Origin of the sequence: Pyruvatibacter mobilis (assembly GCF_012848855.1) — a bacterium.
Classification (GTDB): domain Bacteria; phylum Pseudomonadota; class Alphaproteobacteria; order CGMCC-115125; family CGMCC-115125; genus Pyruvatibacter; species Pyruvatibacter mobilis.
Window position 1 is genome coordinate 3,054,821 of the sequence record NZ_CP051630.1, and the last position, 24,431, is coordinate 3,079,251.

The window sequence follows — 24,431 nt, forward strand, 5'->3', positions numbered from 1 at the left end:
CGCCGGGTAACGGCAGCGGGCGTATCGGAGGGGACATGGCGGTTCGGTCGCATCAGCGCATCCGGCGTTCGCCGCAAATGGCGCGCGACGAGATCATCGACGCCACGGAAGCGGCGCTGGCGGAAATGCCGTTCAGCGCGCTCACCGTTGACGCGGTGATGAAGCGCACCGGCATGACGCGGTCGTCCTTCTACCACTACTTCAAGAGCGTGGATGACCTGGCGCTCGGCTTTCTCGACCGGCTGGAAAAGGCGATCCGCGAGCCGGTGGATGACTGGCTGCATGGCCGCGGCACCGATGATTATCTGGGGGATACGCACCGGCACCTGACCGACATGTTCGTGGCGATGGATGTGCACCGCCCGGCGATGATCGCGCTGGGGCAGGCGTCCAGCATCAGCGAGAGCGTCTATGATGCCTGGCGCGAGCGCATCCTCGATTACTTTGTCGATCTCACGGCCCGGTTCATCCTGCAGCAGATGATGCTGGGCCGCTCAAAGGTGACGGACCCGCAGCGCGTGGCGCGGGCGCTGATCCTGATGAACAATGCCTTGTCGAGCGACAATCTGCTGCGCGCAGAGCCCGATGACCCAAACGAGATGGGGCGGACCTGTGCCAATATCTGGAACGCCACGATTTACGGGTCTTGACCTTCCCCCTGGTGGAAGGCGCATCTCTTGGGCAGGCCGGGACTGCGCCCGGCACAGCAACAGAGACGACCCATGAGCCATTCCCATTCATCCCATGACCATTCCTGCTGCGCGGGCCGCGACGAGGCGGCTGCCGCTGCGGCGGATGACGGGCGCTATAACCTTCTGCCGCCGGATTATCAGGGCACGGTCTATACCTGCCCGATGGACCCCGAGGTAAGGCAGCCGACGCCGGGCACCTGCCCGATCTGCGGCATGGCGCTGGAAGCCGAGGGCCTGCCGCCAGCGGAAGAAGACACGTCCGAACTTGATGACATGAGCCGCCGGTTCTGGGTCAGCCTCGTCTTCACCCTGCCGCTCTTCACCTTTGCCATGGCGGAGATGATCCCGGGCCTCGGGCTCAAGACATGGCTGGGGGAATGGCTCGGCTACGGCATGGCGCAGTGGCTGCAGCTTGCCCTGGCGGCGCCTGTGGTGTTCTGGGCCGGGCTGCCCTTCCTGGCGCGCGGGGTGCAGAGCCTGCGCACGCTCAACTTCAACATGTTCACCCTCATCATGCTCGGCGTGCTGGCGGCTTTCTTCTACAGCCTGCTGGCAACCGCCGCGCCGCAGCTGTTCCCGGCCTCGATGCGCAGCATGTTCGGGCGCGTCGGGGTCTATTACGAGGCGGCGGCAGTCATTGTCACCCTGGTGCTGCTGGGCCAGGTGCTCGAGCTTCGGGCCCGCTCGGCCACGTCGGGCGCGATCCGGGCCCTGATGGATCTGGCGCCGGCCCGCGCCCGCCGGGTGAAGGCGGACGGGCGCGAGCAGGATGTGGCGCTGGAGGATGTCAGGGCCGGTGACCGGCTGCGGGTGCGCCCCGGCGACAAGGTGCCGGTGGATGGTGTCGTCCTGTCCGGTGCGGGCACGGTGGATGAATCCATGGTGACCGGCGAATCAATGCCGCAGACAAAGGCTGCGGCTGACAGTGTCACCGGCGGCACCATGACCCTCTCCGGCAGCTTCGTGATGGAAGCCCGGCGGGTGGGGGAAGACACCCTGCTGTCACGCATCGTGATGATGGTCGCCGAGGCGCAGCGCAGCCGCGCACCGATCCAGCGGCTGGCGGACAGTGTCGCCCGCTATTTCGTGCCCGCGGTCGTGGCGGTCGCTGTCATTGCCTTCGCCGCGTGGTGGGGCCTCACCGGCAATCTGTCTCTTGCGCTGGTGGCCGGGGTCTCCGTCCTCATCATCGCCTGCCCCTGCGCGCTCGGCCTGGCGACGCCCATGTCCATCATGGTTGGTGCGGGGCGCGGGGCGCGGGGCGGCGTGCTGTTCCGCGAAGCGGCCTCCCTCGAAACGCTCGAGCGCGTCGATACGCTGGTCGTCGACAAGACCGGCACCTTGACCGAAGGCCGACCGGCGCTGGTGACGCTTGAGACCAATGACGGCTTTGCGCGCGACGAGGTGCTGCGGCTTGCCGCCTCGGTCGAGCAGGGCAGCGGTCACCCGGTGGCACTGGCGATTGTCGAGGCGGCAACCGAGACCGGGGGGCAGGACCGGCTTGCTGAGGTTGTGGATTTTCACTCCCTCACCGGCAAGGGCGTCGAAGGGCGTGTCGATGGCCGCAGGGTCTCGGTCGGCAATGCGGCCATGATGGCCGCCGGTGGTGTTCAGCTCACCGACGATATGCGCACCCGCATGGACGAGTTGGCCCGGGCCGGACAGACGGTGATGGCGGTTGCCGTTGACGGCAGCCCTGCCGGCCTCATCGGCGTGGCGGACCCTATCAAGGCCAGCACGGCGCAGGCGGTGGGTGACCTTGCCGCCATGGGGCTCGACATCGTCATGCTCACCGGCGACGCGGAAGGCACGGCGCAGGCCGTGGCGCGCGAGCTCGGCATCGCCCAGGTGCACGCGCAGGTGCTGCCGGAGGACAAGCACCGCATCGTGCAGGAGCTTCAGCAAGCCGGCCGCAAGGTGGCCATGGCGGGTGACGGCATTAACGATGCCCCGGCTCTGGCGCAGGCGGATGTGGGCATCGCCATGGGCACGGGTACAGATGTGGCAATGGAAAGCGCCGGCATCACCCTTGTGCGGGGTGACCTGATGGGGCTTGTGCGCGCCATGCGGCTCAGCCGCGCCACCATGCGCAATATCCGGCAGAACCTGCTGTTCGCCTTCCTTTACAACACGCTGGGCGTGCCGGTGGCAGCGGGGGTGCTGTACCCGGTGTTCGGGCTCCTGCTGAGCCCGATGATCGCCGCCGCGGCCATGAGCCTCAGCTCCGTTTCCGTGATCGGCAACGCCCTGCGCCTGCGCACCGTTCGGCTGTAGGGGAACAAACAGCGGCATTACGGGGTTATCAGTGCAAGCAGCGCGGACGGCGTGTCTTCACGCCGCCCGCGCGGGGCATGTTTCATGACGGGAGCTGAGCAATGGACCTCATCCGCATCATTCTGGCTATTCTTCTGCCGCCCCTGGGCGTCTTTCTCCAGGTCGGCATTGGCGCGCAGTTCTGGCTGAACATTCTGCTGACGCTTCTGGGGTACATCCCCGGCATCGTCCACGCCGTCTGGATCATTGCCCGCCGCTAGGGCTCAAATCATGGACAACTGCTCGGGGCCGGGAGGCGCAAGCGCGCCCTCGAGCTCCAGCAGGAATGTCTTGGTCTGCATGCCGCCGCCGAACCCGGTGAGGGAGCCATCGGCGCCGATGACGCGGTGGCAGGGCAGGACGATGGGCAGGGGGTTGGCCCCGTTGGCGGCACCGACCGCGCGGCTGGCGCCCGGCCTGCCAAGCGCCTTGGCCAGTTGCCCGTAGGACCACGTCGCGCCGAACGGGATCGCGGCAAGTTGCTGCCACACGGCGTTCTGGAAGGCGGTGCCGCCGAGGGAGAGCGGCAGGTCGAACCGCGTGCGCTTCCTGTCGAAATAGTCGTCCAGCTGGCGCCGCACCTCGGTAAAGGGGGCTGTCGCCCGCTGCCATCCATCCGCCGGACCGATTTCCTTCGGGCCGGTCGAAAATCCGATCAGATGCAGGGATGCGTCGTCGCCTGCCAGCAGCAATGGGCCGACGGGGCTGTCATGCCAGTCATAGGACAGGCTGCGGGCCAGAACTGAATAGGGCGAGACGCGGGTCATGGCACAAGTCTAGCCGTGCAGGCCCGTCCGCGCACCTCTCCGTGGGGTCATCGGGTCCGGCTTCCGCCCATCATTTTCCCGTGACCTGTCGTGCGGTGCCAGCGTCTGCGCTAAGCTTGCGGTGAACCAGACAAAAGGCGCTGTGTCCGTCACCGGGCCCGGCGCCGCCGATACAGGGAGAGCCCCATGGATATGAGCTTCAGCCCGGAGCTTGAACCGTTCCGCCAGGAGGTGCGCAGCTTCTTTGCCACCGAGTACCCGCAAGACATTCTCGACAAGGTCCGCAAGGGCCATTCGCTGTCGACCGCCGAAGTGCGCAAGGCCGAAATGGCGCTGGGCGCCAAGGGCTGGCTTGCAACTGCCTGGCCGAAGGAATTCGGCGGGCCGGGCTGGTCGATCGAGGAGCAGTACATCTTCGATGAGGAACTGGAGCGCGCGGGCGCGCCGACGGTGACGCCCATGGGTGTGATCTATGTGGGGCCGGTGATCTACACCTTCGGCTCCGACGCGCAGAAGGAAAAATGGCTCGGCCCCACGCGCTCCGGCGAGATGGGCTGGGCGCAGGGCTACAGCGAACCCGGCTCGGGCTCCGACCTTGCGTCGCTGCAGTTCTCTGCAAAGCGCGACGGCGACGAGTTCGTGCTCAACGGCCACAAGATCTGGACGTCGGCGGCCCAGCACGCGGACTGGATATTCCTTTTGGCGCGCACCTCCAAGGGCGAGCGCAAGCAGCAGGGCATCAGCTTCATCTGCTGCGAGATGGACCGGCCCGGCGTCACGCTGGTGCCGATCATCGGCATCGACGGCAAGCATTACCTCAACCAGGTGATCTTCGAGGATGTGCGCGTGCCCGCCGAGTACATGATCGGCGAAGAGGGCAAGGGGTGGGAATATTCCACCTATCTACTCGGCCATGAGCGCACCTCCTATGCGCGCATCGGCGCCAAGCGGAAGATGCTGTCGGACCTCAAGGACATCGCCAAGGCAGCGCTCGCGGGCGGCAACGAAGCCCTCATCAATGACATGAGCTTTGTTGCCAGGTTGGCCGACACCGAGATCAAGGTGGACGGGCTGGAGACGACGGTGCTGCGGATCCTGTCATCGGTGGCCGATGGCGGGGCGCCGGGGAATGAAGCGTCCATCGTGAAGATCCTGGCGACCGAAACCCATCAGGCGATTACCGAGCTGATGCTGGAAGCCTGTGGCCGCGCCGCGGTGGTGGGAACGCCTGATTCCGCGTCGCCGGACTGGGCGGCGGACCCGGTCACTGCCTATGCGCCGCCAGCGGTCTCCACCTATTTCGCCACCCGGGCGCAGTCGATCTATGGCGGCACCAACGAAATCCAGAAAAACATCATCGCCAAGCGGGTGCTGGGGCTCTAGTCGCGAAAATCGGCTGACTTCAGCCGCTTTCATGCCGCCCTTCCGGGGTTAATCAGGCTGCTGTCAGGCATCTGGCGGGCGGCTGGCGGGATGGTGACGTGGTCCTTTGCGGTTACCCGCGGCGATGATCCGGGGTACCGCAGGCCACGCATGGAAGGGAGACGGCTGGTGTTGATCCGAAAGCTTCGTGTCGAAAGGGGATGGTCGCAGGAGACGCTGGCCGACATCAGCGGTCTCAGTGTGCGGACCATCCAGCGGCTCGAACGGGGCGGCAATGCCAGCATGGACACGCTCGGTGCGTTGGCTGCGGCTTTTGAGGTGGATGTCGCCACCCTTGCCGAGGAAACGAGCATGTATGCCCAGAAAGATCTGACTGAAGAGGAACGCCGCGCGGTCGCTTATGTGCGCGACATCAAGGCGTTTTACAGCCATCTGGCTACCTATGTGGTGGTGATTGCCGCGCTTGCCCTGGTGAACCTGTTTTCCGACGCCGAGCGGCTGTGGTTCCTGTGGCCGTTGTTCGGCTGGGGTATCGGCGTGGCCGCGCACGGGCTGTCGGTCTTTGAGGTGGTGTCCCTGTTTGATGCCGACTGGGAAAAACGCCAGATCCGCAAGCGGCTGGACCGCAACCGTTCTTCCGCCGACGAATAGGCCGAGTGTCTGCTCTTGACGGCTGACGCGCGCGTTCCTAAGTTTGTACCAATTGGTACAAGTTGTTTGGAGTAGCCTCATGAGTGCATCCGCTGAAGCCGACCGCCCGCCGCTGCCGCCGTTCAATTTTCTCACTGCCACCCGCAAGGCACGGATGGCAGAGGATGCGTGGAACAGCTGTAATCCGGCCAAGGTGGCGCTCGCCTATACGCCGGACAGCGTGTGGCGCAACCGGTCAGATTTCTTCCAGGGCCGGGAGGCCATCGAGGCATTCCTCACCGCAAAGTGGGAGCGTGAGCTCGACTACCGCCTGATCAAGGAGCTGTGGGGCTTTCACGAAAACCGCATCGCCGTGCGCTTTCAGTATGAATGGCATGATGCCTTGGGCCAGTGGTACCGCTCCTATGGCAATGAACAGTGGGAGTTTGCCGCAAGCGGCCATATGCGCCGCCGCGAGGCCAGCATCAACGACGTGCTGATCAATGAAGCCGACCGCAAGTTCCTGTGGGACAAAGGTCCGCGTCCGGATGATTATCCCGGCCTCACGGAACTGGGGCTCTGACCCGATGCCAGGCACGACGACGACAGCCCCGGCCCCGCCTCCTGCAAAGGCGAAAGCACGGAAGAAGGCAACAGCCCCTGCCGGGGCATCGGCCAGGGGGCGGGTGGACCGGGAAGGTGCTGTGGTGCTGATCGCGGAGCTGTTCCGCGAATATGGCTATCACGGCACGTCCTACGGGCAGATCACCGAGGCCACGGGCCTGGGCAAGGGGAGCCTCTACAATTACTTCCCCGACGGGAAGGAAGGCATGACCCGTGCCGTGCTGGCCCATGTGCATGGCTGGTTCGAGGATCATGTCTTCGCCCCGCTTGAAGGTGATACCGAGGCTGCCAAGGCCGTGGCAGGCATGTTCAAGGCGGTGGATGACTATTTCCACTCGGGCCGCCGCATCTGCCTGCTGGGAGCCTTCTCGCTCTATGACGCGCGGGATGCGTTCGACCGGGAGATCGCCGGGTACTTCACCCGCTGGGTCGCGGCGCTGAAGACCTGTCTCCGGCGCGGCGGCGTGGCGGCGGACAAGGCCGGCATGCTGGCCATGGCCTGCATGGTGGATATCCAGGGCGGGCTGGTGATGGCCCAGGCGCTGGACCGTCCCGCCGTGTTCCGCGACACGCTGAAGCGCAGCCGCCTGTCGCTGGACGTGGCCCTGGAGGCCGTGGCCTAGGACGCGTCGCTGTCACTTGCGGGGCCTTCGCGCTCAAGCAGTGTCTTTTTCCGGTCAACGCCCCAGCGATAGCCGGACAGGGCACCGCCCGTGCGCACCACCCGGTGGCACGGCACCGCAAGGGCCACCGGATTTGCCGCGCAGGCGCCCGCCACGGCGCGGGAGGCCCGGGGCGCGCCGATCTGCCGGGCGATCTCCGCATAACTTGCGGTGCTGCCAAGCGGGATCTTGCGCAGCGCCTGCCAGACGCGGGCCTGAAAGGCGGTCGCTTCAATGTCGAGGGGCAGGTCGAAGGCGGCCTCAGGCTGTTCCACCTGCGCCAGCACCCGGGCCACAAGCCTGTCGAACCCGGCATCGCCGCCGATGAAGTCTGCGGCATGAAAGCGTGCCTGCACGGCATCCACGAGGGTGGCAGCGTCGTCCCCCAGCTCAATGGCGCAGACGCCCCGGTCGGTCGCGGCCACCAGCACGGCCCCCAGCGATGTTTCGCCGACTGCAAAGCGGATGCGTGCCCCCTTGCCGCCCCTGCCGTAGCTGGCGGGCTTCATGCCCAGGGTGCTGTCTGCTTCGGCGTAAAACCGGCTGGCGGCGTTGTAGCCTGCGTCGTAAAGCGCGTCGGTCACGCTTGCGCCTGCCGTCAGGCCGTCGCGCATGCGGTGCGACCTGTGGCTTGCCGCATAGGCTTTCGGCGTTACGCCCATGGCCTGCTTGAACAGGCGGTGGAAGTGGTGCGGGCTGAGGCCGGCCTCAGCCGCAAGGCGGGCGAGGGTCGGCGGCGTTTCCGCCGTCTCGATCATGCGGCAGGCCCTGGCGATCATCGCCCGGCGCGCCTGCGCTGCTTTATCGCTGTCCCGGCCGCATCGCTTGCACGGCCTGAACCCGGCTGCTGCGGCATCCTCTGCCGTGTCGAAGAAAGTCACGTTCTGCCGCTTGGCCGGGCGGGACGGGCAGGAGGGGCGGCAATAGATACCCGTCGTCTTCACCGCATAGACGAAATGCCCGTCTGCCGCCGCGTCGCGCGTGCGGACAGCCTCCCAGCGCGCAGCGGTGCTGGTGAACCGGTCGGGGCAGGCAGGCTTTGTGCCGGTCGGGGCTGCAAGCGATGTCGAGGGCATGGGGTCATCCTTGGCGCGGGGTCTCAGTTTCCACCGCCCATGCTGCCCCGGCAAGCTGCCCGCCGCATTCCGGTTCTTGCTGTCTAATTCGCCGCTTCCGGTGCGCGCCCGAGGCGGCGCAGCCACTCGAATTTCTCGGCCACGGGATTGGCCTCAAACACCTTGATGGCCTGGTTGTAGGGGGCCTGCCGGTCCGGATCGTAGTGGGAGACGGCGGGCACGTCGTCGGTCCAGATGAGGGCTGCCTGGGGGGACGGCAGCAGGGCCTTCACCGCCGCCTGGGAGGCAGGGTCCAGCGCTGCGAACTGCTCGCGCAGGCGCTCCAGGCAATAGACCCGGTAGCGGGAGGCGGGCAGGTCCTCATAGGGGCAGCCCTGCACTGTCATGGCAAAGCGCGTGTCGCCCGCGGCCACAGCCTGCGCATTGGCTTCAAGCTGCACCAGATGTGTCTCGCAGATTTCCGTCAGCAGCGCGGCTGCGTCGGCAGGCACGTCGTCGAGGAAGGCGCTGTCGGCCACCGTCGCCCCGGCATTCCAGGTGCGCGCCACCCATTCAGCGATGTCCGGCCAGTCATTGCGCATGATGGCGTCCGGCGTCGGGTCCTGTCCGAAATGGCGCAGGAACGGCCCCATCAGGCCAATATCGGCGATGGAGGGGGCGTCGCCCAGCAGAAAGGGACGAGTCCGGAGCATGTCCTGCATGGCGCGCATGGCGGTGAAGTAGCCCTGCTCCACATGGTCCCAGGTGCTGTCTGTCACCCCGTCCCCAATCACGTAGCCGCCGCGCTGGCGCTTGCGCAGGATGAAGCGGCGCACGAAGCGCGGAAGGCGGATATGGGTGGTCACTTCATCGGCGAGGATGCGCGACAGTAATTCCCGGTCGTGCTCATAGCTCCACCGGTAATGCATGGCGACGCGCCACAGCCATTCATCCGCATAGTCCTCGATCAGCAGCGCGATGAAGCGCACGACCGGGTTCTGCGGCATGACGGGGCGGGCGGGGAACTCCGTTTCCAGCGCCTGGATGATCGGCGTGGTGTCGGACATGAAGCGGCCGTCCCCGCGCTCGATCAGCGGCACCTGCACGGCGCCCGCCATCCGGCGCACGCGGACAGCATCCGCATAGGGCGGCTCCATCTCGTAGGGGATGTGCTTGTAGCGCAGATAGGTTTCGAGCTTGCCGGTGAAATAGGAAACGCTGACGCCCCAGACCTTCATGGGTTTTCTCCCGTATGTGCCGCCCGCCTGTTGCCGGTGATGCGGGGGTGATGGGCTTGACCTTAGGGGGTCGGGCATCCGTAGAATGCTAAAAAGTTACATTTCAGTCTCTCCAGCCGACGGATGGCGTCATGAAGGTGCTGCGCGCCAGGACCCGGACCCTGAAAGACCTTCTGCCGCCGCCGCTGATGGCAAGGCTGCTCGGGGAGGGACAACTGCGGCGCTACGCTGACGGGCAGATCGTGCAGGAGCGCGGGGATGACCGCGCCGCGCTCTCCATCGTCACGCGCGGGGAGGTGGTGGCTGGCAATCTCAGCCTCGACGGCGCGCTGCTGGCGTCCGCCCTGCTACGGCCGGGGGAAACCTTTGGCGAGTTCTCCCTGTTCGCCGGCCTGCCGCGCACGCAGACCCTGTGGGCGCAGGGCGATGTCGAAATCGCGCATGTGTCCGCCACCCGCTTCTGGCCCCTGTTCGACACGGAGCCCGCGCTGGCCCGGGCCCTGATGAGCCTCACCGTCGCCCGCAATTATGAAATCCTTGAATTTGTCGATGCGCAGCGGCGGCTGAAGCTGCCCGCGCGGCTGGTGCAGCTCTTGCTGACGGCGGTGGAGGAGGGCGCGCCTTCCGCGCAGATCGCCTGCCGTCAGGAGGATCTCGCCATGATGCTCGGCCTGTCGCGCGTCGCCATCGGCAAGGCGCTGACGCAGCTTGCCGCGCAGGGGCTGGTGGTCCCCGGCTATGGCGAGATCACGCTTTCCGACGTCTCCCGCCTGCGCCGCTGGTTCGCCGCGCAGGATCAGCGGCAGCCGCTTGACGCAGTCTAGGGGCGGGGGGCAGGCCGCATTCAGAAGGTCAGTACGATCTTGCCGAAATGCGTCTGGCTTTCGAGGTGGCGAAACGCGTCCTGGATGTCGTCGAGGTCAAACGCCCGGTCGATCACCGGGCGGATGTCCGAGGCTTCCAGCGCACGCACCATATCCTGCTGCTGGCGCCGGTTGCCCACGCCGATGCCGCTGATCTTGAGCTGTGACTTAAAAATCTCGGCGGTGGGCACGTCGCCGCTCACACCGGTCAGGACGCCGATCAGGGCAATGTGGCCGCCGACCCTGCAGGCGGCAATCGACTGGCCAAGCGTCTGCGGGCCGCCGACTTCGATGACGTGATCCACGCCTTCCCCGCCGATGATTTCCTTTGCCGTGACACCCCACTGCGGATCGGTCCGGTAGTTGATCACATGGTCTGCCCCCAGCGCCTGGGCGCGGGCGAGCTTGGCGTCGGACGACGATGTGGCGATCACTCTGGCGCCGGCGTTTTTTGCCAGCTGCACGGCAAACAGGGAGACGCCGCCTGTGCCCTGCACCAGCACCGTGTCGCCGGATTTGAGCCGACCCTCTTCGATGAGGCTGCGCCAGGCGGTCAGTGCGGCGCAGGGCAGCGTCGCGGCTTCCTCATGGCTGTAGCCCGCCGGGGCTTTGGTGAACCAGCTTTCCGGCGCGCACACCTTGTCGCGTGCATAGCCGTCATTGCGGTCACCGGTAATGAGGCGGGTCAGATGCGGGGCGGGCCTGCCGTCCTGCCAGGCGGGATAGAACGTCGTCATCACCCTGTCCCCCGGCGCGAACGCTGTGACGTCCCCGCCGCAGGCGATCACTTCGCCTGCTGCATCCGAAAGCGGAATGCGGTTCGGCGCGACGGGGATGAACCCTGCCACCACGGCATAATCATGAAAGTTGAGCGAGGCGGCCCGCAGGCGGACGCAGATCTCGCCGGGGCCAGGCTCGCATGTGCCGTCCTTCTGTTCGGTGCGGACGAGATTGTCGATGCCGGGGGCTGCAAGCTGGAAAATACGCATGTCTTTGTCCTCAGGGTCTTCAGGAGCTGTGACGGTTCGGGGCTTGGCGGCGGCCGGGCTTGAGCCGGGAGAGCAGCCAAAGCGCCACGGGCAATGTCAGCACCATCCCCGTCACGCCCCAGGGGGAGGTCAGCCAGTTGCTGTGCGGATCGGCAATCAGGTCATAGGCGCCCAGGGTGAACGCATTGGCCACGGCATGCATGAGAACCGGCGTCCACAGGCTTTCATGGCGCAGCCGCAGGCAGGCCATCACGATGCCCCAGGAGGTGAGGGACAGGGTGAACAGCACGCTGCCCAAAAGTGGCTGCGGGAACACCCAGGCAATCGCGATCACCATGGGGATGTGCCACGCCCCCCAGGCAAAGGCGGAGCCGATGACGGCGGCGCGCACGCCATAACGTTCGGTGAGGCCATCCAGCAGATAGCCACGCCACAAAACTTCCTCCCCTGCCGCGGTGACGAGGTGCAGCAGCGGCCCACAAAGAAGCAGGAACACAAGAAAGGCCACAGGCGTTGCAGATGCTGCGTCGGGCAGCAGCCAGGCAAAGGGGTAGGCCGCGATTGTCGCGGCATCGACGGGGGATGTCTCAACGCCGAAAAAAAGGACAGCGGCCCCGCAGGCGCAAATGACGAGCGCAGTCCACAGCCACCACCCGGCCAGCGGGCGCAGGGGCGGGATGCGGCGGACCAGCGTCCACAGCCTGCGCCGGTAGGTCCCGGTCATCAGCAGTACGATGAGCCCCGGCAGAAGCTGCGTTAGGCCGACCGCCATCAGGGGAAGGTTCTCCCGGCCAATCAGCCAGAAGCCCGCATTGAGGGCGATCTGGGCAAGGAGAATGGTTGTCAGTACAAGGATAAACCGGTTGAACATGGGAAAAATATCCGCACCTGTGGGAAACGCTGTGGCATTGTCGGGGCGGACGCTAAGGGGCAGGCCGGGGCCGGGCCAATGACCAAGTTGGTCATCGCGCGGCGGCCTTCTCTCGCCACGGCAACACACGTAGGCACCACAAGACGGCAACAGCAGGTACGGTGGATGAACGCTGAACACCCAGGAAGCTTTGGAGATCATCTCAGGCTGTGGCGGCAGGGCCGCGGTCTCAGCCAGCTCAGCCTGTCCGGCCTCACCGGCGTGTCGCAGCGCTATCTGAGCACCCTTGAGACGGACAAGGCGCATCCCAGCCGCGCCATGGTGACCGCGCTGTGTGATGCGCTCGACGTGCCGGCGCGGGCGCGGGCCGACATGCTGATGGCCGCCGATTATGTGCCGACGCCTGCCTCTGCGCCGCCGGACGAGGCCAGCATCGCCGCCAGCCGCGACAGTCTTGCGCATCTGCTCAAGGCGCATGATCCCGTCCCCTCCGTCCTGGTGGACCGGCTGTGGAACGTGCACGACTACAATTCAGGGTTTGGCCGTCTCATCCGCCAGTTCGGCGAGGTGGACGATATCCTGTCGCGCGTTGCCTTCGACGGCCGGCCGAACCTGTTGAAGCTGTTCTACCTGGCGGCAGGCATCTGCTCGCATGTTTCCAATGGCTCGCAGATAGGCCGGCAGGCGCTGGCGCGGCTGATGCTCCAGTCGTTGCAGGCTCCGGGCGACACGCAACTCGCCGCGCTGCGGGATGATTTGCAGACATTGGGAGAAGCCCCGGGTGAGTGGTGGGAGCTGCCCGCCGACACCCCAAGCGAGATCGGCGAACTGGTTCTCACGCGTGACGGGGTGCGCCTGCGCCTCGCCGTCCTCGTCAGCGCGTTCGGCGCCCTGACCGAAGACAACGATCTCGGCTGGCGCATCGTCACCTATCTGCCCCTGGACGCTGCCACCCGCGCAAGCTTCCACATGGCCGAAACAACCCCCGCCATGACCCCTGCTGACTGAGGCGAGACTGGGTGGCACAAAGATAGGAGCCTCAAATCAAAGGGGCGGCCGCGTGGATGCGGCCGCCCCTCGTTCTTCATGCAGGCGAGTGCTGAACAGCTATCAGTAAGTCCGTTTCAGCTCGCTATAGGTGCCATCGAGACGGAGGGTCACGGTGACGTCCTGCCGGTCACGGTTGCGCCAGAACCAGCCATGGGCACCGGTAAATGCCGCAACGATCTCGCCGCTCTCGCTGGTGCTGCCACGGCCTTCCTCATAGGTTGTCTTCTCGCCGCTGTCGGGCCCGGTGCCGTCGCCGTGAAGTGAGAAGTTGATGCGCCCGCCGGCGGTTTCCCAGCGGAACTGGGCAATATCACCCGCGTTCATCATCAGCTTCCATTCGATGCCTTCGCCGGGTGCCAAGGTGAATGACAGTTCGTCACGCCACTCGCCCTGAGTCTCCTGTGCGTGTGCCTCGTCCACAAGTGCTCCGAACACGGATGTCAGCAGCGTGCTGACGGCCGAGCCAAACAGGCCCGCGGTAACCAGAGCGCCCGGATCCTGCGATAGCGAAGAGGACCTGTCGCGCTCCGCTTCGTCTGCCAGTTGCTGCTTGATCTCACCCATCTCCGTCAGGCCGAGAAGGCGGCCAATGCGAGTGGGGTCGATGGCATACTCCGCTGGCAGGATGATGGTGATGAGAATGAACACCGCTGCTGCGACGGAAATGGCAGTTGAGCGCAGGAGTTGCGCGGTGCTGGGGAGCTCCTCCGGGGAGGGCTTTTCTGCGTTGTACATGGATGGTCTCCGAGGATCAGGAAGCAAGGGCAAGGCCGGTGAGCTGATAGCCGATGAGCATGAAGCCCATGGACATCATCACCACATTGGCGGTGTAGGCATGACGCATGAAATGCCGATGCCGCCGCCAGAAGCCCATGACGATGAGGATGACGGCGAGGGCAAGTATCTGTCCCAGCTCCACGCCTACGTTGAAGGCCAGCAGGTTAGGCAACAGACCCTCGTCGGCGATCTTGTAATCAAGGATCTTGGTGGCGAGGCCCAGGCCGTGGAAATAGCCGAAGATGAGGGTTGCGATCTTGGTGTTGGGCTGGAAACCGAACCACCGCTGATACGCGCCCAGATTGTCCAGTGCCTTGTAGACGACACTGAAGCCAATGATGGCGTCGACCACATAGGCATTGACGTTCCAGCCGAAATAGACCCCGGCCAGCATGGTTGTTGAATGTCCAAGCGCGAAGAGACTCACATAGATCGCAACGTGCTTCATCCGATACAGGAAGAAAACCACACCGAAGAGAAACAGGATGTGGTCATAGCCGGTCACCATGTGCTTGGCGCCGAGATAGGCAAAGGGGATGAGGTTGACGCCCCAGATTTCCTGTATGTAGCCGGCGTCTCCGGCAGTGACATTGTGTGCTGATGCCTGTTCTGCGCCTGTTGCGAGGCAGAGAAGCAGGAGAGCAGGCAGAAGCAGCAGGCTGCGCCAGCATGGCGCGTGCCCGCTCCGGTTCAGGAGGTGCATGCAGATTACTCCGTAGGGAAATGATTGACGGGATGGGCCTTGGAAGGCCCGGTCAATCACCCTCGCGGAGGTCGCTCTATGCGGGAGGCATGTGCGGGCAGCAGGAGGCCAGGCGCTCCGGCTGTCATGTCTGATGCCCAGGGTGAGGCGGCAAGGCCGCCGGGCATGAAGGGCAGGGCAGTGCTGTGATCATGGTCGATCATGGTGCGCGGGTGCCCGTGGAAAGCCCAGTAGATATCCATCACCGAGGCGCCTGTATCGCCATCTGCGCCCAGGTTGCCGGACTGCAATGCCGCCGCAGTGATGCCGTCTGTCCCCAGGTCAGCAGCGCCGTGGCTGTGGCCATGGACGGACAGGGCTGTTGCGGCGGTTCCGATGGCCGGGACATGCGGAATGGATGGTCCGATGCACCAGGCCAGGATCGCAATGCAGAGCAGGGTGCAGAGGGCGCGATCTGCCTGCTGTGCGAAAGAGTTCATCAGGATAGCCCGGGTGGCGGCGGTGGACGGCAAAACGCTGTGATGGCGGTTGCTTGCTCTATCCCCCCTGGGGGGATATTGTTCTTATATGTCACAGCCTCATATTCATGCAAGCCATCCTGCCATCATCGCCAGGCTCAAACGTGCCAACGGGCATCTGCGCGCGGTCATCGGCATGATCGAGCATGGCCGTCCCTGTCTCGATGTGGCGCAGCAGCTTCACGCAGTTGAGCGTGCTGTTGCCAATGCAAAGCAGCTTCTTATCCATGACCACATGGATCACTGTCTTGATAGCGACAGTTCGGACGCGGACCGCGCCGAACTCAAAGCCATCACCCGCTATCTCTAGGCGCTGCTCCATGCTGGCCATTCTTGCGAATTCTACGTACCGGCACCTTTTTGCAGCTCAGATTGTTGCCCTTCTGGGAACGGGGCTCGCCACGGTGGCACTTGGTCTGCTGGCCTATGATCTGTCGGGGGCAGATGCCGGTTTGGTGCTGGGCATGATTTTCACCATCAAGATGGTGGCCTATGTGCTGATTGCGCCCATTGCCGGGGCATTCGCCGATCGCATGCCGCGCCGTGCATTGCTCGTTGCGTTGGATCTTGTACGGGGGGCGGCGGCGCTGGCACTCCCGTTCGTCAGCGAGCTTTGGCAGGTCTTTGCGCTTGTTTTTGTTCTTCAATCCGCGTCGGCGGCCTTCACACCGACATTCCAGGCAATAATTCCTGACATTCTACAGGATGAATCGGCCTATACGCGGGCGCTGTCGCTGTCACGGTTGGCTTATGATCTGGAGAACATCATCAGCCCGACACTGGCTGCCATGTTGCTTCTAGTGGTGTCCTACGACCTGTTGTTTGCTGGCACTGCATTGGGGTTCGTCGCTTCCGCATTGCTCGTTGTAAGCGTGACGCTGCCGCGGCCGGCGCAGGGTGGGGGCACGGGTGAAGTGTCTCAGCCCCGGCGTGGCATTTATGACCGCACGACTCGCGGCCTGCGGATTTTTCTCGCCACCCCGCGATTGCGCGGCCTGCTGGCGCTGACGCTCGCAGCCTCCGCCGGCGGGGCCATGGTGCTCGTCAACAGCGTTGTACTGGTACAGGCAGGACCGGGCATTGGGTTGGGATTTGGTGAAAGCGGCGTTGCCTGGGCGCTTGCGGCCTTCGGCGGCGGCTCCATGCTGGCGGCCCTGCTGCTGCCACCCGTTCTTGATCGGTTGCCGGACCGCCTGGTCATGCTGGCCGCTGCTGGCTGGATTGTATGTGTGCTGAGTGGGTTTGCTGTTCTTCTGAGCGCGGTGGGGCTGGGCTGGGTGATGCTTCTCGTGGCATGGGCGCTGGTCGGGCTCGGCTACTCAACCGTTCTGACCCCGTCCGGACGTCTGCTGCGACGTTCCTCACATGCTGAGGACCGGCCAGCGGTCTTTGCTGCTCAGTTTGCCCTCAGCCATCTGTGCTGGCTTGTTGCCTACCCGCTCGCGGGCGCGCTGATGACCGTGTTCGGCGCGCAGGCGGCGCTTCTGACGTTGGCAACCATAGCCCTTGCGGCCACCATTGCGGCAGCGCGCCTCTGGCTTCGTGATGATCCTGAGCACGTGACCCATACCCACCCTGATCTGCCGGTCAGTCATCCGCATCTGCGTGGCGGCGCGCATGGTGCGCACAGCCATGCCTATGTCATCGACGACCTGCACCGTCGCTGGCCGAGAAACGCCGCGTACGAGTAGGGCACGAGCATGTCGGGTCATCCAGGACTCGAAGCGGTTTCTATCCGACCTGGGCAAAAAACTCGTGGAGCACCCCAAGACAGAAAACCGGGGCGTAACCAGCTCGACTGAGAGGGGAAGTGGTGGAGCACCCCAAAACAAAAAACCGAGGCGCAACCAGTCCGACTGAAAGGATAAGTGGTGGAGCCGAGGGGAATCGAACCCCTGACCTCAGCAGTGCGATTGCTGCGCTCTCCCATCTGAGCTACGGCCCCGTTGCGCGTCTCCGGCTGGGAATGTGCCGGGCGGGCATTTGCCGGTTTGGCAAGGGCGGCATTTAGGGTCTCCCGACGCCGGCTGTCAAGGTGGCGGCAGAGCGTGCGCCGGTCCCCCGGCTGTGGCATGGAAGGGGCGGGAATTCACGTCATCACAGGCCCCGTGCACGGCCGTTTCTCAGGACTGACGAATGGATCTGGCAGGCCTTGTGCCCTATGCGGAGGTGGTTGGCGCGCTTGCGGCCGTTCTCACCTCCATCTCCTTTCTGCCGCAGGTGTGGAAGACCGTGAAAACGCGCCACGCGGATGATTTTTCGTGGGGGTGGCTGGCGGCCTTCGGTGCCGGTGTGGCGATGTGGGCGTTTTACGGCCTGATCCTCGGCGCGCCGTCGATCATCCTCAACAACATCCTGGTAAGGCTCTGCGTGGCGGTGATGGCGTGGATCAAGTTCACCGCCCGCAGATGACGCGCCCGGCCGGAATGGTCACTTTCTGAAGATCCGGCCTCTCGCAGGGCCGCTTGTGGCCTATGCCGCCTTGCGTCCGCAGGGCGGCGCAAGTACATGTGGAATCACGAAATTTCACATGTCTGGACGGGTCGATGCAGGTTCTTGCAGAAGTCGCGCTTCTTATCCTCAACCTTGCCTGGTGGGTGGTCATCATCAGCGTCATCATGAGCTGGCTGATCGCCTTCAACGTGCTGGATACGCGCAACCGCGTCGTCTACCAGATCGCCGACATGCTCTACCGGCTGACCGAGCCTGTCTACCAGCCGATCCGCAACATGCTGCCGGCGATGGGCGGGATCGACCTGTCGCCGCTGATCGTGCTGATCGCCATCTTCGCCCTGCAGCGCGCCATCATCATCTACATGCTGTGACGCCTGCCTGATCCGCTCTGCCTTCTTTCTTCCGCCGCATATCGCCGCCAGACGGCCAAGACAGGACCGCCCGCCCATGCCCGCCACGCTGATTGACGGCAAACACTATTCCGCCGAGGTCAAGGCGCGGGTCGCTGTGGGCGTCGAGGCGCTCAAGGCGCAGCACGGCATCACCCCGGCGCTGGCGGTGGTGCTGGTGGGCGAGGACCCGGCCTCAAAGGTCTATGTGGCCTCCAAGGGCCGGGCCTGTGCCGAAGTCGGCATACGCTCCATCGAGCACCGCCTGCCGGAGACCACCAGCGAGGACAAGCTGCTGGCGCTGGTCCGCCAGCTCAATGACGACCCCGAAGTCAGCGGCATCCTGGTTCAGTTCCCGGTACCGGCGCAGATTTCCCAGCAGGCGGTGATCAACACCATCGATCCGCTCAAGGATGTGGACGGGCTGCACCCGCTCAATGCCGGGCGGCTGGCCAGCGGGCTGGATGCCATGGTGCCCTGCACGCCGTATGGCGCCTATCTGATGCTCAAGGGCGTGCGGGATGATCTCTCGGGCCTCAAGGCGCTGGTGATCGGCCGGTCCAACCTGGTCGGCAAGCCGGTGGCGCAGCTGCTGCTGAAAGAGAACTGCACCGTCACCATGGCGCATTCGCGCACCAAGGATCTGCGGGCCGAGGCGCGGGCGGCGGACATTCTGGTGGCCGCCATCGGCCGTCCGCATTTCGTCCAGGCGGACTGGGTGAAGCCCGGCGCGCTGGTGATCGATGTGGGCATCAACCGCATTCCGGCGCCGGAGAAGGGCGAGGGCAAGACGCGGCTGGTGGGCGACGTGGATTTCACGCCCGCCTCGGAGATCGCCGGGGCTATCACCCCGGTGCCCGGCGGTGTCGGGCTGATGACGGTGGCCTGCCTGATGCGCAACACGCTGATCGCCGCGCACCGGCAGGCGGGCCTCGCCGACCCGGCGGTTTGAGCACGGCCCTTTAACTCCCATTTTCCAAGGAGCGGCACATGCAGACACGGCAGCTAGGATCGCTCTGGCCCGTCAGCGCGCTCACCCTCGGCGGCGGCGGGCTCGGCCAGCTCTGGGGAGAAACCTCCCGCGAGGAAGCGGTGGCCACGGCGCGGGCCGCGGTCGAGGGCGGTATCACCCTGCTTGATATGGCCCCGGGCTACGGGCGCGGTGAGGCTGAGCAGGTCATTGGCGCGGCCTTCGACGGCGCGCTGCCTGACGGTGTGCGCGTCACCACCAAGTGCCAGCTCGGCTCCCCGCCGGCTGACAAGATTGCCGCGGAGCTTGAGCGCAAGCTAGTGCGGTCGCTGGAAACGATGAAGGTCGAACGGGCGGACATCTATTTCCTGCATTCGAATATCTGCCCGGATGATTACGAGTATGCCCGCAACGCGGAGACGCAGCACCGCTGGGCGACGCGGTTTTCTCTCTATACGGACCACGTGATCCCCGCCATGGAAGCCCTGAAGGAAAAGGGGCTGATCGGTGCCTGGGGCATTACGGGGACGGGCCTGCCGCGCGCGGTGATGGATGCCCTGCGCCATGAAGTGAAACCCGATGCCGTCCAGGCTGTCGCCAATCTGATGGATTCCGCCGGCGACATGCGCAGCTATGAAGAGCCCGCAGAGCCGCGCAACATCATCCGCACGGCAAAGAACAATGATGTGGGCGTGCTGGGCATCCGCGCCGTGCAGGCAGGCGCGCTGACGGCGGCGATCGACCGCGCCCTGCCCGCCGACAATGCCAATGTGGCCGACTACAAGAAGGCCGAGCCGTTCCGTGCCCTGTGCGCGGAACTGGGCGAAGACCCGGCCGTGGTGGCGCATCGCTATGCACTGGGCATGGAAGGGGTGGACAGCGTCATTCTCGGGGTCAAGAACCGCGACGAGCTGGCCATGCTGCTGCGCGCCGAGGAACGTGGGCCGCTTGAGGATGACGTAAGGGCGAAGGTTGATGCCCTGCGGCTCAACTTCCAGATCCCGCGCATCCCTCTTGAAGAAATCTCCCTGGAGGATCTGACGCGGTGATACAGCGCGCGCTCAGGCTTCTGGCGGCAGGCGTCCTGATGGTGGCGGGCGCGGGCACTGCTGCGGCTGATACGGGCATGCTTACCTGGACGGTTGAGGAAACCGCGCAGGCGCTTGATGCCTTCGTGCCGCGCCTGATGGACGAGAACGACGTTCCCGGTGCGCAGGTGGCATTGATGCGCAATGGCCGCCTTGTCTATGAGCGGGCCTTCGGTGTCGACAATGTCATCGGCCGCACGCCGGTGACGCCGGACACGGTCTTCGAGGCAGCGTCGCTCTCCAAGCCCGTCACCGCGCATGTGGCCATGCAGCTGGTGGCGGCGGGCAAGCTGCGGCTCGACAAGGATGTGGGCCTCGGCGTTGAACCGGCCTGGCTTGAAGCCAATGAGGACGGGCGTGTACCGCCGGTCACGCTGGAACAGATCCTCACCCACCGGTCGGGCCTCACCAACGACATCCGCCGCAGCACCCATGCGCTGGTGACTGAGCCCGGCGGTGCGTTCGCCTATTCCGGGGAAGGCTTCGGTTATCTGGGCTATGCCATCAGCGCCTATGAGCAGGCACCCTTCGCGCAGGTGGCGCGCGACCGGGTGTTTGCCCCCCTCGGCATGGCCACGTCCGGCTTCGAGGTGGCGCCGGAGCGCATGGGCGCGATGGCGACGGGGCATGTGCCCTTGTGGGTGCCGCTGGCGCTCGTTTTTGTGCCGTTCCTCGCCGTGTTTGTCGTCGGCGGTATCGTCACCTTCTTCGTGGTGCGGCTGGTGTTGCAGCACCCGCATATGGAAGCAGGCAGCCTGGTGTTTCCGGCCATTCTCGGCGGCATCGCCGCCTTCGTCGCGGTGCTGGAGCTTGTCGGCCTCGGCCTGCTGACTGCCGTGTTCCTCATTACCCTGATCTTCCTGCTCTTCGTCGCCCTTGCCGCCATTCTGTGGCGGCTGGTGTTCCACCTGCTGGGCTTCACCCGTGAGCGGCCGGGCATGGTCATGCGGCGTGATGATGCGGCCATGGGCGGCGGCTGGACGCGGGTGGCGCTGGTGCTCGGCGTCCTGTCGCTGACGCCGTTCCTGTTCCGCAGCGTGCCGGTGCCGCTCAGGGCAGCAGGCGACGTGCACCCGGCATCCTCCCTGCGCACCTCGGCAGGCGACATGGCGCGGTTCGCCGACGAGATGATGACGCCGAGCCTGCTTGCCGTCAGCGATTTGCGTGAGATGACGCGTCCGCGCGTCAAGGTGGGGCACGGGGCGGAGGACGGCCTGGCCTGGGGGCTCGGCATCGGCGTGCGCGACCGCCGCCTGCCGGACGGGGAAACCCAGCGTACCCTGTGGCAGTGGGGCTCCAATCCCGGCTATGCCAGCATCCTGGTAATCGAGCCGCGCGCCAAGACGGCCCTGGTGGTGCTCACCAATGCGCAGACCGGCGGCGACATGGCCCAGGAGCTGGCGGCGCATGTGTTCGGCGGGCTGGAGGAATTTCAGCGCGGCGACATGTGGATCGTCCCCTTTGATGCCGTCGCGCCGATGTTCTGACGGTCAGGCGGCCTGAAGGATCAGGCCGCCGTCACGCCTCACGACTCTTCCACCGTCACACCCAGCGCGCGCAGCTCCGCCATCGCCTCTCCTGCATCCAGGATTGCTTCCGGCATCAGCACTGCCGGGGCCGGCGCGGGCCGCTCATCGCCGCCGACCGCGCGCCGGGTCGCAAGGGCTGCGCCGGTTGCGGTCAGTTCCGCCTGGCCGCGCGGGTCGGAGACGATGCGGGTGCGGGTGAGCTTTGCACCCGATGCATCCGTGCCCTCGACGGTGATCTCCATGTCGTGGGAGGCCGCGCCGCCCGCCCGTGTGCCGCGGGAGGTGCCGATGCCGAGGCGGAATTCGATGTCGCGCGCGTGGGTGACGGCCCGCAGGCTCGGCACATCGAGCACGCTCATGGGGCGGGTCTCGATCGTTTCACCGGCAACCGGCACGCTTGCCACTTCCGCGTCCGGGTCCACCCAGCACCAGGCACCGTCGCGCAGCACCTGTGCCTTACCGAAGAAGCTGCCGGAATCTTCCAGCGTCATCGGGCCGATGGGGTCGGCCATGTCGAACAGGGCCGCGATAGAGATGCGATCCACGCGGTCGAACGCGCTCTGCACCAGGTCAAGGACGGCAAGGGTGGTGATGCCTGCCTGCCAGTGCGCGGTGGGGATCACGGGGGCCTGCAAGGTGCTGTTGCCGGTGCGCGCCAGCAGCGATGCCATATCATTGACTGAGCGTGTGATGCTCAGATGGGCGCAGCCGGTCTCAATGGCATGGGCGAGCAGCTGGTCATGGGGGTCCTGCAGGGCGCAGACCATGGCATCCAGCGGCCCGGCGGCGGCAAGGGCCGCGCGCGGGTCGGTGCTGTCCATGGTGCAGGCGGTGGCATTCCCCAGCTCGGCCACCAGCTCCGTCGCCTTGTCCGGGCTGCGGCCCGCGATCAGCAGGCGGGCGTCGGGCACCAGGCGGCGGATGTGGCGGGCGATGTGGCTGCCGACGAGGCCGTAGCCCCCGGCGATCAGTATGGTCTTGGTCATGGGACAGATCCTACAGGGTAATGGCCATGCGCATCTCCATCGGGATGCCATGGACGCGACAGGGTTCGGGGGCGATGGTTTCTGCCACGCAGGTCAGCCCCATGGCGGTGTAGAGGCCGACGGCCGGGTTGTCCGACAGCACATCCAGGTGAAGCGCGCGGTAGCCGCCGGCGCGGGCGCGATCGATGGCGCGCTGCAACAGCGCCTTGCCGATGCCGCGGCCGCGCTGGCTTTCCGGTACGGCGAGGGCCATCAGGTAATAGACGTCGGGCGGCACCCAGGCATTGAGGTAGCTGGCCTTGTCGGCCTTCTCGGCAATGGCTGTCAGGTCCTCGAAGGATACAGCGCCTGCTTTCATCGCTTCGGCCGCGGCTCCGGCGGTCGCGTCCCGGCGGGCGTAGAATTCCTCGCCCGCATACCCGATCTCGATGCCCGCCATGGTGCTGCCGTCCATCACGACGCTTGCTGTCTCATGGGAGTAGAGAGTGCCGTCACCGCGCCAGGCGTGGCGGATGATGGGCGCCAGCCTGGCCATGCCGCCGAAGATGTAGTCATAGGAGGCAGGGCCTGTGGCGTAGATGAGGGCGGCTGCGTCATCCGCCGGCATGTCCGGGCGGCCGGGGCTGGCTGCGATCTCTGTCATGGCATATCCAATAAGTTACTATTCGTAAGTTACGAAAAGTAGGATATGTAGTTCAGGCGACGAGTCAAGCAGGAGTGGATCAATGGCGGCATCACAGCGCATGTCGAAGCCCGAGAGGCGGGCGCAGTTGCTGGAGGCGGCGGCGGCCATCGTGGCCGAGGCGGGCACCGAAGCACTGACGCTGCAGGCGGTGGCCGCGCGCGCCGGTGTCACCAAGCCCATCGCCTATGATCATTTCGGCTCCCGCGAGGGCGCGCTCATCGCGCTTTACCGGCGGCTCGATGAAGATCAAATGGCGGCCGCGCGTGACGTTCTGGCCAACGGGCCGGATACGCTGGAGGCGGTCTGTGAGGTGATTGCCGCGTCCTATATTCGCTGCTGCGTGCAGGTAGGGCCGGCCTATGCAGCCATTGCCGCAGCCCTTGAAGGATCAGACGCCATGCAGGCGGCCAAGGGTGAATTGCGGGAGGCCTATGTGTCCGGCATTCACCAGGCATTGCGGCCCTTTGTCAGCCTGCCGCCGCAAAAGGCGCGGCTGGTGATCCTCGGGTTCCTTGGGGCGGCGGACGCGCTGGGGGCTGAGGCGGCGGCCCAAAGAACAACGCCCAAGCAGGCGGCTGACCTGCTTGGGCGCTTGATGTGTGACGGGCTGTCGGCCTGGCGGGCCGGATAGCGCCCGGCCTTGCGTCCTAGACCTTGGCCTTCTCGATCGCCTTGACGATCATCTCGCGGGCCTTGTCCGCGTCCGCCCAGCCATTGAGCTTCACCCACTTGTCGCGCTCCAGCGCCTTGTAGTGGTTGAAGAAGTGCTCGATCTGGTCGAGCAGCATTTTCGGCAGGTCGGTGTAGTTCTCCACCTTGTCGTAATAGGTGTTGAGGCGGTGCGGCGGCACGGCGAGGATCTTCTCGTCCATGCCAGCTTCGTCTTCCATCAGCAGCACGCCGACGGGACGGGCGGCCAGCACGGCGCCGGGCACGACCGCCGGGGTGCCGGCAATCAGCACGTCCACCGGGTCACCGTCGTCAGACAGGGTGTGGGGCACGAAGCCGTAATTGCACGGGTAGCGCATGGACGCGTTCAGAAAGCGATCCACCATCAGGGCGCCTGAGGGCTTGTCGAACTCGTACTTGATGGGCGCGCCGCCGACGGGCACTTCAACGATCACGTTGAGGTCTTCCGGCGGGTTCTCTCCGATGGGGAGGGCTTCAATACGCATACTGAGTTTTGCCTTTTCTC

At 65.4% G+C, this 24,431-nt stretch carries 28 protein-coding genes and 1 tRNA gene; 17 read left to right on the top strand and 12 right to left on the bottom strand.

The window, feature by feature from the left end:
* Positions 1-35 precede the first annotated feature (35 nt).
* From HG718_RS14235 to HG718_RS14245, 3 genes are all read left to right on the top strand, one after another.
* Complete coding sequence (locus HG718_RS14235; RefSeq protein ID WP_160586302.1) at positions 36-650, top strand: TetR/AcrR family transcriptional regulator; 615 nt, start codon at positions 36-38, stop codon at positions 648-650.
* Positions 651-722: 72 nt separating this feature from the next.
* Complete coding sequence (locus HG718_RS14240) at positions 723-2,966, top strand: copper-transporting P-type ATPase (protein ID WP_160586303.1); 2,244 nt, start codon at positions 723-725, stop codon at positions 2,964-2,966.
* 101 nt (positions 2,967-3,067) lie between these two features.
* Positions 3,068-3,226: a YqaE/Pmp3 family membrane protein gene (locus tag HG718_RS14245; RefSeq protein WP_160586304.1), complete on the top strand. Its 159-nt coding sequence runs from the start codon at positions 3,068-3,070 to the stop codon at positions 3,224-3,226.
* A 3-nt stretch (positions 3,227-3,229) separates the two neighbouring features.
* Here HG718_RS14245 and HG718_RS14250 read toward each other — a convergent pair whose 3' ends face one another.
* The gene (locus HG718_RS14250; RefSeq protein ID WP_160586305.1) at positions 3,230-3,772 is read right to left on the bottom strand and encodes a methylated-DNA--[protein]-cysteine S-methyltransferase; all 543 of its coding nucleotides are present in this window, start codon (positions 3,770-3,772) and stop codon (positions 3,230-3,232) included.
* A 186-nt stretch (positions 3,773-3,958) separates the two neighbouring features.
* Here HG718_RS14250 and HG718_RS14255 point away from each other — a divergent pair, with 186 nt between their 5' ends.
* The 4 genes from HG718_RS14255 (at position 3,959) to HG718_RS14270 (ending at position 7,032) form a co-directional block, all read left to right on the top strand.
* Positions 3,959-5,155 carry an acyl-CoA dehydrogenase family protein gene (locus HG718_RS14255; protein WP_160586306.1) on the top strand — a complete coding sequence of 399 codons (1,197 nt, stop codon included), beginning with the start codon at positions 3,959-3,961 and terminating at the stop codon, positions 5,153-5,155.
* A gap of 168 nt (positions 5,156-5,323) precedes the next feature.
* Positions 5,324-5,806 (top strand): 2TM domain-containing protein, encoded by a 483-nt coding sequence (locus HG718_RS14260; RefSeq protein ID WP_160586307.1) that lies wholly within the window; start codon positions 5,324-5,326, stop codon positions 5,804-5,806.
* A gap of 79 nt (positions 5,807-5,885) precedes the next feature.
* A complete protein-coding gene (locus HG718_RS14265; RefSeq protein WP_160586308.1) occupies positions 5,886-6,368 on the top strand; it encodes a nuclear transport factor 2 family protein in 483 nt (160 codons plus the stop codon).
* Between the two features lie 4 nt (positions 6,369-6,372).
* Positions 6,373-7,032, top strand: coding sequence for a TetR/AcrR family transcriptional regulator (locus HG718_RS14270; protein ID WP_160586309.1), 660 nt, complete (start codon positions 6,373-6,375; stop codon positions 7,030-7,032).
* On the opposite strand, the gene ada is transcribed toward HG718_RS14270, so the two are convergent.
* Positions 7,029-8,147, bottom strand: coding sequence for a bifunctional DNA-binding transcriptional regulator/O6-methylguanine-DNA methyltransferase Ada (ada, locus tag HG718_RS14275; RefSeq protein WP_160586310.1), 1,119 nt, complete (start codon positions 8,145-8,147; stop codon positions 7,029-7,031). The genes HG718_RS14270 and ada overlap by 4 nt on opposite strands.
* Before the next feature lie 83 nt (positions 8,148-8,230).
* Positions 8,231-9,364, bottom strand: a complete 1,134-nt coding sequence (locus HG718_RS14280; RefSeq protein ID WP_160586311.1) for a glutathione S-transferase family protein — start codon at positions 9,362-9,364, stop codon at positions 8,231-8,233.
* A 131-nt stretch (positions 9,365-9,495) separates the two neighbouring features.
* On the opposite strand from HG718_RS14280, the gene HG718_RS14285 reads away from it, so the two are divergent.
* Positions 9,496-10,188 carry a Crp/Fnr family transcriptional regulator gene (locus HG718_RS14285; protein ID WP_160586312.1) on the top strand — a complete coding sequence of 231 codons (693 nt, stop codon included), beginning with the start codon at positions 9,496-9,498 and terminating at the stop codon, positions 10,186-10,188.
* A gap of 20 nt (positions 10,189-10,208) precedes the next feature.
* Here HG718_RS14285 and HG718_RS14290 read toward each other — a convergent pair whose 3' ends face one another.
* Both HG718_RS14290 and HG718_RS14295 read right to left on the bottom strand, forming a co-directional pair.
* Positions 10,209-11,216 (bottom strand): zinc-dependent alcohol dehydrogenase family protein, encoded by a 1,008-nt coding sequence (locus HG718_RS14290; protein ID WP_160586313.1) that lies wholly within the window; start codon positions 11,214-11,216, stop codon positions 10,209-10,211.
* A 19-nt stretch (positions 11,217-11,235) separates the two neighbouring features.
* Entirely contained in the window at positions 11,236-12,087 is an 852-nt protein-coding gene (locus HG718_RS14295) for a CPBP family intramembrane glutamic endopeptidase (protein ID WP_160586314.1), read from the bottom strand.
* Between the two features lie 165 nt (positions 12,088-12,252).
* Between HG718_RS14295 and HG718_RS14300 the strand changes: the two genes are divergently transcribed.
* Positions 12,253-13,095 (top strand): helix-turn-helix domain-containing protein, encoded by an 843-nt coding sequence (locus HG718_RS14300; protein WP_160586315.1) that lies wholly within the window; start codon positions 12,253-12,255, stop codon positions 13,093-13,095.
* Positions 13,096-13,197: 102 nt separating this feature from the next.
* Here HG718_RS14300 and HG718_RS14305 read toward each other — a convergent pair whose 3' ends face one another.
* Genes HG718_RS14305 through HG718_RS14315 form a run of 3 tightly spaced genes read right to left on the bottom strand, consistent with a single transcriptional unit; the run spans position 13,198 to position 15,096 of the window.
* Complete coding sequence (locus tag HG718_RS14305; RefSeq protein ID WP_160586316.1) at positions 13,198-13,872, bottom strand: transmembrane anchor protein; 675 nt, start codon at positions 13,870-13,872, stop codon at positions 13,198-13,200.
* A gap of 16 nt (positions 13,873-13,888) precedes the next feature.
* Positions 13,889-14,617, bottom strand: coding sequence for a HupE/UreJ family protein (locus tag HG718_RS14310; protein WP_160586317.1), 729 nt, complete (start codon positions 14,615-14,617; stop codon positions 13,889-13,891).
* Positions 14,618-14,673: 56 nt separating this feature from the next.
* Positions 14,674-15,096, bottom strand: coding sequence for a hypothetical protein (locus HG718_RS14315; RefSeq protein ID WP_160586318.1), 423 nt, complete (start codon positions 15,094-15,096; stop codon positions 14,674-14,676).
* Between the two features lie 88 nt (positions 15,097-15,184).
* Between HG718_RS14315 and HG718_RS14320 the strand changes: the two genes are divergently transcribed.
* Positions 15,185-15,445: a metal-sensing transcriptional repressor gene (locus tag HG718_RS14320; RefSeq protein WP_160586319.1), complete on the top strand. Its 261-nt coding sequence runs from the start codon at positions 15,185-15,187 to the stop codon at positions 15,443-15,445.
* A gap of 10 nt (positions 15,446-15,455) precedes the next feature.
* Positions 15,456-16,826 (top strand): MFS transporter, encoded by a 1,371-nt coding sequence (locus HG718_RS14325; protein ID WP_160586320.1) that lies wholly within the window; start codon positions 15,456-15,458, stop codon positions 16,824-16,826.
* Positions 16,827-17,004: 178 nt separating this feature from the next.
* On the opposite strand, the gene HG718_RS14330 is transcribed toward HG718_RS14325, so the two are convergent.
* Positions 17,005-17,080, bottom strand: a tRNA-Ala gene (locus tag HG718_RS14330).
* 191 nt (positions 17,081-17,271) lie between these two features.
* Here HG718_RS14330 and HG718_RS14335 point away from each other — a divergent pair.
* The 5 genes from HG718_RS14335 to HG718_RS14355 all read left to right on the top strand — a co-directional run bounded on the left by HG718_RS14335 (position 17,272) and on the right by HG718_RS14355 (position 21,523).
* Positions 17,272-17,547 carry a SemiSWEET family sugar transporter gene (locus HG718_RS14335; RefSeq protein ID WP_160586321.1) on the top strand — a complete coding sequence of 92 codons (276 nt, stop codon included), beginning with the start codon at positions 17,272-17,274 and terminating at the stop codon, positions 17,545-17,547.
* Positions 17,548-17,681: 134 nt separating this feature from the next.
* Positions 17,682-17,960, top strand: a complete 279-nt coding sequence (locus HG718_RS14340) for a YggT family protein (protein WP_027840518.1) — start codon at positions 17,682-17,684, stop codon at positions 17,958-17,960.
* Between the two features lie 76 nt (positions 17,961-18,036).
* Positions 18,037-18,930 (top strand): bifunctional methylenetetrahydrofolate dehydrogenase/methenyltetrahydrofolate cyclohydrolase FolD, encoded by an 894-nt coding sequence (folD, locus tag HG718_RS14345; protein WP_160586322.1) that lies wholly within the window; start codon positions 18,037-18,039, stop codon positions 18,928-18,930.
* 38 nt (positions 18,931-18,968) lie between these two features.
* Complete coding sequence (locus tag HG718_RS14350) at positions 18,969-19,997, top strand: aldo/keto reductase (RefSeq protein WP_160586323.1); 1,029 nt, start codon at positions 18,969-18,971, stop codon at positions 19,995-19,997.
* Positions 19,994-21,523 carry a serine hydrolase domain-containing protein gene (locus HG718_RS14355; RefSeq protein WP_160586324.1) on the top strand — a complete coding sequence of 510 codons (1,530 nt, stop codon included), beginning with the start codon at positions 19,994-19,996 and terminating at the stop codon, positions 21,521-21,523. The genes HG718_RS14350 and HG718_RS14355 overlap by 4 nt, the downstream gene beginning before the upstream one ends.
* 38 nt (positions 21,524-21,561) lie before the next feature.
* Here the strand turns inward: HG718_RS14355 and HG718_RS14360 are convergent, their stop codons facing one another.
* Together HG718_RS14360 and HG718_RS14365 are read right to left on the bottom strand one after the other, a co-directional pair.
* The gene (locus tag HG718_RS14360) at positions 21,562-22,551 is read right to left on the bottom strand and encodes a saccharopine dehydrogenase family protein (RefSeq protein WP_160586325.1); all 990 of its coding nucleotides are present in this window, start codon (positions 22,549-22,551) and stop codon (positions 21,562-21,564) included.
* Between the two features lie 10 nt (positions 22,552-22,561).
* Positions 22,562-23,194 (bottom strand): GNAT family N-acetyltransferase, encoded by a 633-nt coding sequence (locus HG718_RS14365; RefSeq protein ID WP_160586326.1) that lies wholly within the window; start codon positions 23,192-23,194, stop codon positions 22,562-22,564.
* 82 nt (positions 23,195-23,276) lie between these two features.
* Between HG718_RS14365 and HG718_RS14370 the strand changes: the two genes are divergently transcribed.
* Positions 23,277-23,867: a TetR/AcrR family transcriptional regulator gene (locus HG718_RS14370; RefSeq protein WP_160586327.1), complete on the top strand. Its 591-nt coding sequence runs from the start codon at positions 23,277-23,279 to the stop codon at positions 23,865-23,867.
* Positions 23,868-23,883: 16 nt separating this feature from the next.
* Here the strand turns inward: HG718_RS14370 and ppa are convergent, their stop codons facing one another.
* A complete protein-coding gene (gene ppa / locus HG718_RS14375) occupies positions 23,884-24,411 on the bottom strand; it encodes an inorganic diphosphatase (protein WP_027840514.1) in 528 nt (175 codons plus the stop codon).
* Positions 24,412-24,431: the final 20 nt, after the last annotated feature.

Bases quoted from the DNA above. Each gene is read 5' to 3' on its own strand.
- HG718_RS14235 (WP_160586302.1), top strand. From the start codon at position 36: ATGGCGGTTCGGTCGCATCAGCGCATCCGGCGTTCGCCGCAAATGGCG.
- HG718_RS14240 (WP_160586303.1), top strand. From the start codon at position 723: ATGAGCCATTCCCATTCATCCCATGACCATTCCTGCTGCGCGGGCCGC.
- HG718_RS14245 (WP_160586304.1), top strand. From the start codon at position 3,068: ATGGACCTCATCCGCATCATTCTGGCTATTCTTCTGCCGCCCCTGGGC.
- HG718_RS14250 (WP_160586305.1), bottom strand. From the start codon at position 3,772: ATGACCCGCGTCTCGCCCTATTCAGTTCTGGCCCGCAGCCTGTCCTAT.
- HG718_RS14255 (WP_160586306.1), top strand. From the start codon at position 3,959: ATGGATATGAGCTTCAGCCCGGAGCTTGAACCGTTCCGCCAGGAGGTG.
- HG718_RS14265 (WP_160586308.1), top strand. From the start codon at position 5,886: ATGAGTGCATCCGCTGAAGCCGACCGCCCGCCGCTGCCGCCGTTCAAT.
- HG718_RS14270 (WP_160586309.1), top strand. From the start codon at position 6,373: ATGCCAGGCACGACGACGACAGCCCCGGCCCCGCCTCCTGCAAAGGCG.
- ada (WP_160586310.1), bottom strand. From the start codon at position 8,147: ATGCCCTCGACATCGCTTGCAGCCCCGACCGGCACAAAGCCTGCCTGC.
- HG718_RS14280 (WP_160586311.1), bottom strand. From the start codon at position 9,364: ATGAAGGTCTGGGGCGTCAGCGTTTCCTATTTCACCGGCAAGCTCGAA.
- HG718_RS14285 (WP_160586312.1), top strand. From the start codon at position 9,496: ATGAAGGTGCTGCGCGCCAGGACCCGGACCCTGAAAGACCTTCTGCCG.
- HG718_RS14290 (WP_160586313.1), bottom strand. From the start codon at position 11,216: ATGCGTATTTTCCAGCTTGCAGCCCCCGGCATCGACAATCTCGTCCGC.
- HG718_RS14295 (WP_160586314.1), bottom strand. From the start codon at position 12,087: ATGTTCAACCGGTTTATCCTTGTACTGACAACCATTCTCCTTGCCCAG.
- HG718_RS14300 (WP_160586315.1), top strand. From the start codon at position 12,253: ATGAACGCTGAACACCCAGGAAGCTTTGGAGATCATCTCAGGCTGTGG.
- HG718_RS14305 (WP_160586316.1), bottom strand. From the start codon at position 13,872: ATGTACAACGCAGAAAAGCCCTCCCCGGAGGAGCTCCCCAGCACCGCG.
- HG718_RS14310 (WP_160586317.1), bottom strand. From the start codon at position 14,617: ATGCACCTCCTGAACCGGAGCGGGCACGCGCCATGCTGGCGCAGCCTG.
- HG718_RS14315 (WP_160586318.1), bottom strand. From the start codon at position 15,096: ATGAACTCTTTCGCACAGCAGGCAGATCGCGCCCTCTGCACCCTGCTC.
- HG718_RS14320 (WP_160586319.1), top strand. From the start codon at position 15,185: ATGTCACAGCCTCATATTCATGCAAGCCATCCTGCCATCATCGCCAGG.
- HG718_RS14325 (WP_160586320.1), top strand. From the start codon at position 15,456: ATGCTGGCCATTCTTGCGAATTCTACGTACCGGCACCTTTTTGCAGCT.
- HG718_RS14335 (WP_160586321.1), top strand. From the start codon at position 17,272: ATGGATCTGGCAGGCCTTGTGCCCTATGCGGAGGTGGTTGGCGCGCTT.
- HG718_RS14340 (WP_027840518.1), top strand. From the start codon at position 17,682: ATGCAGGTTCTTGCAGAAGTCGCGCTTCTTATCCTCAACCTTGCCTGG.
- folD (WP_160586322.1), top strand. From the start codon at position 18,037: ATGCCCGCCACGCTGATTGACGGCAAACACTATTCCGCCGAGGTCAAG.
- HG718_RS14350 (WP_160586323.1), top strand. From the start codon at position 18,969: ATGCAGACACGGCAGCTAGGATCGCTCTGGCCCGTCAGCGCGCTCACC.
- HG718_RS14360 (WP_160586325.1), bottom strand. From the start codon at position 22,551: ATGACCAAGACCATACTGATCGCCGGGGGCTACGGCCTCGTCGGCAGC.
- HG718_RS14365 (WP_160586326.1), bottom strand. From the start codon at position 23,194: ATGACAGAGATCGCAGCCAGCCCCGGCCGCCCGGACATGCCGGCGGAT.
- HG718_RS14370 (WP_160586327.1), top strand. From the start codon at position 23,277: ATGGCGGCATCACAGCGCATGTCGAAGCCCGAGAGGCGGGCGCAGTTG.
- ppa (WP_027840514.1), bottom strand. From the start codon at position 24,411: ATGCGTATTGAAGCCCTCCCCATCGGAGAGAACCCGCCGGAAGACCTC.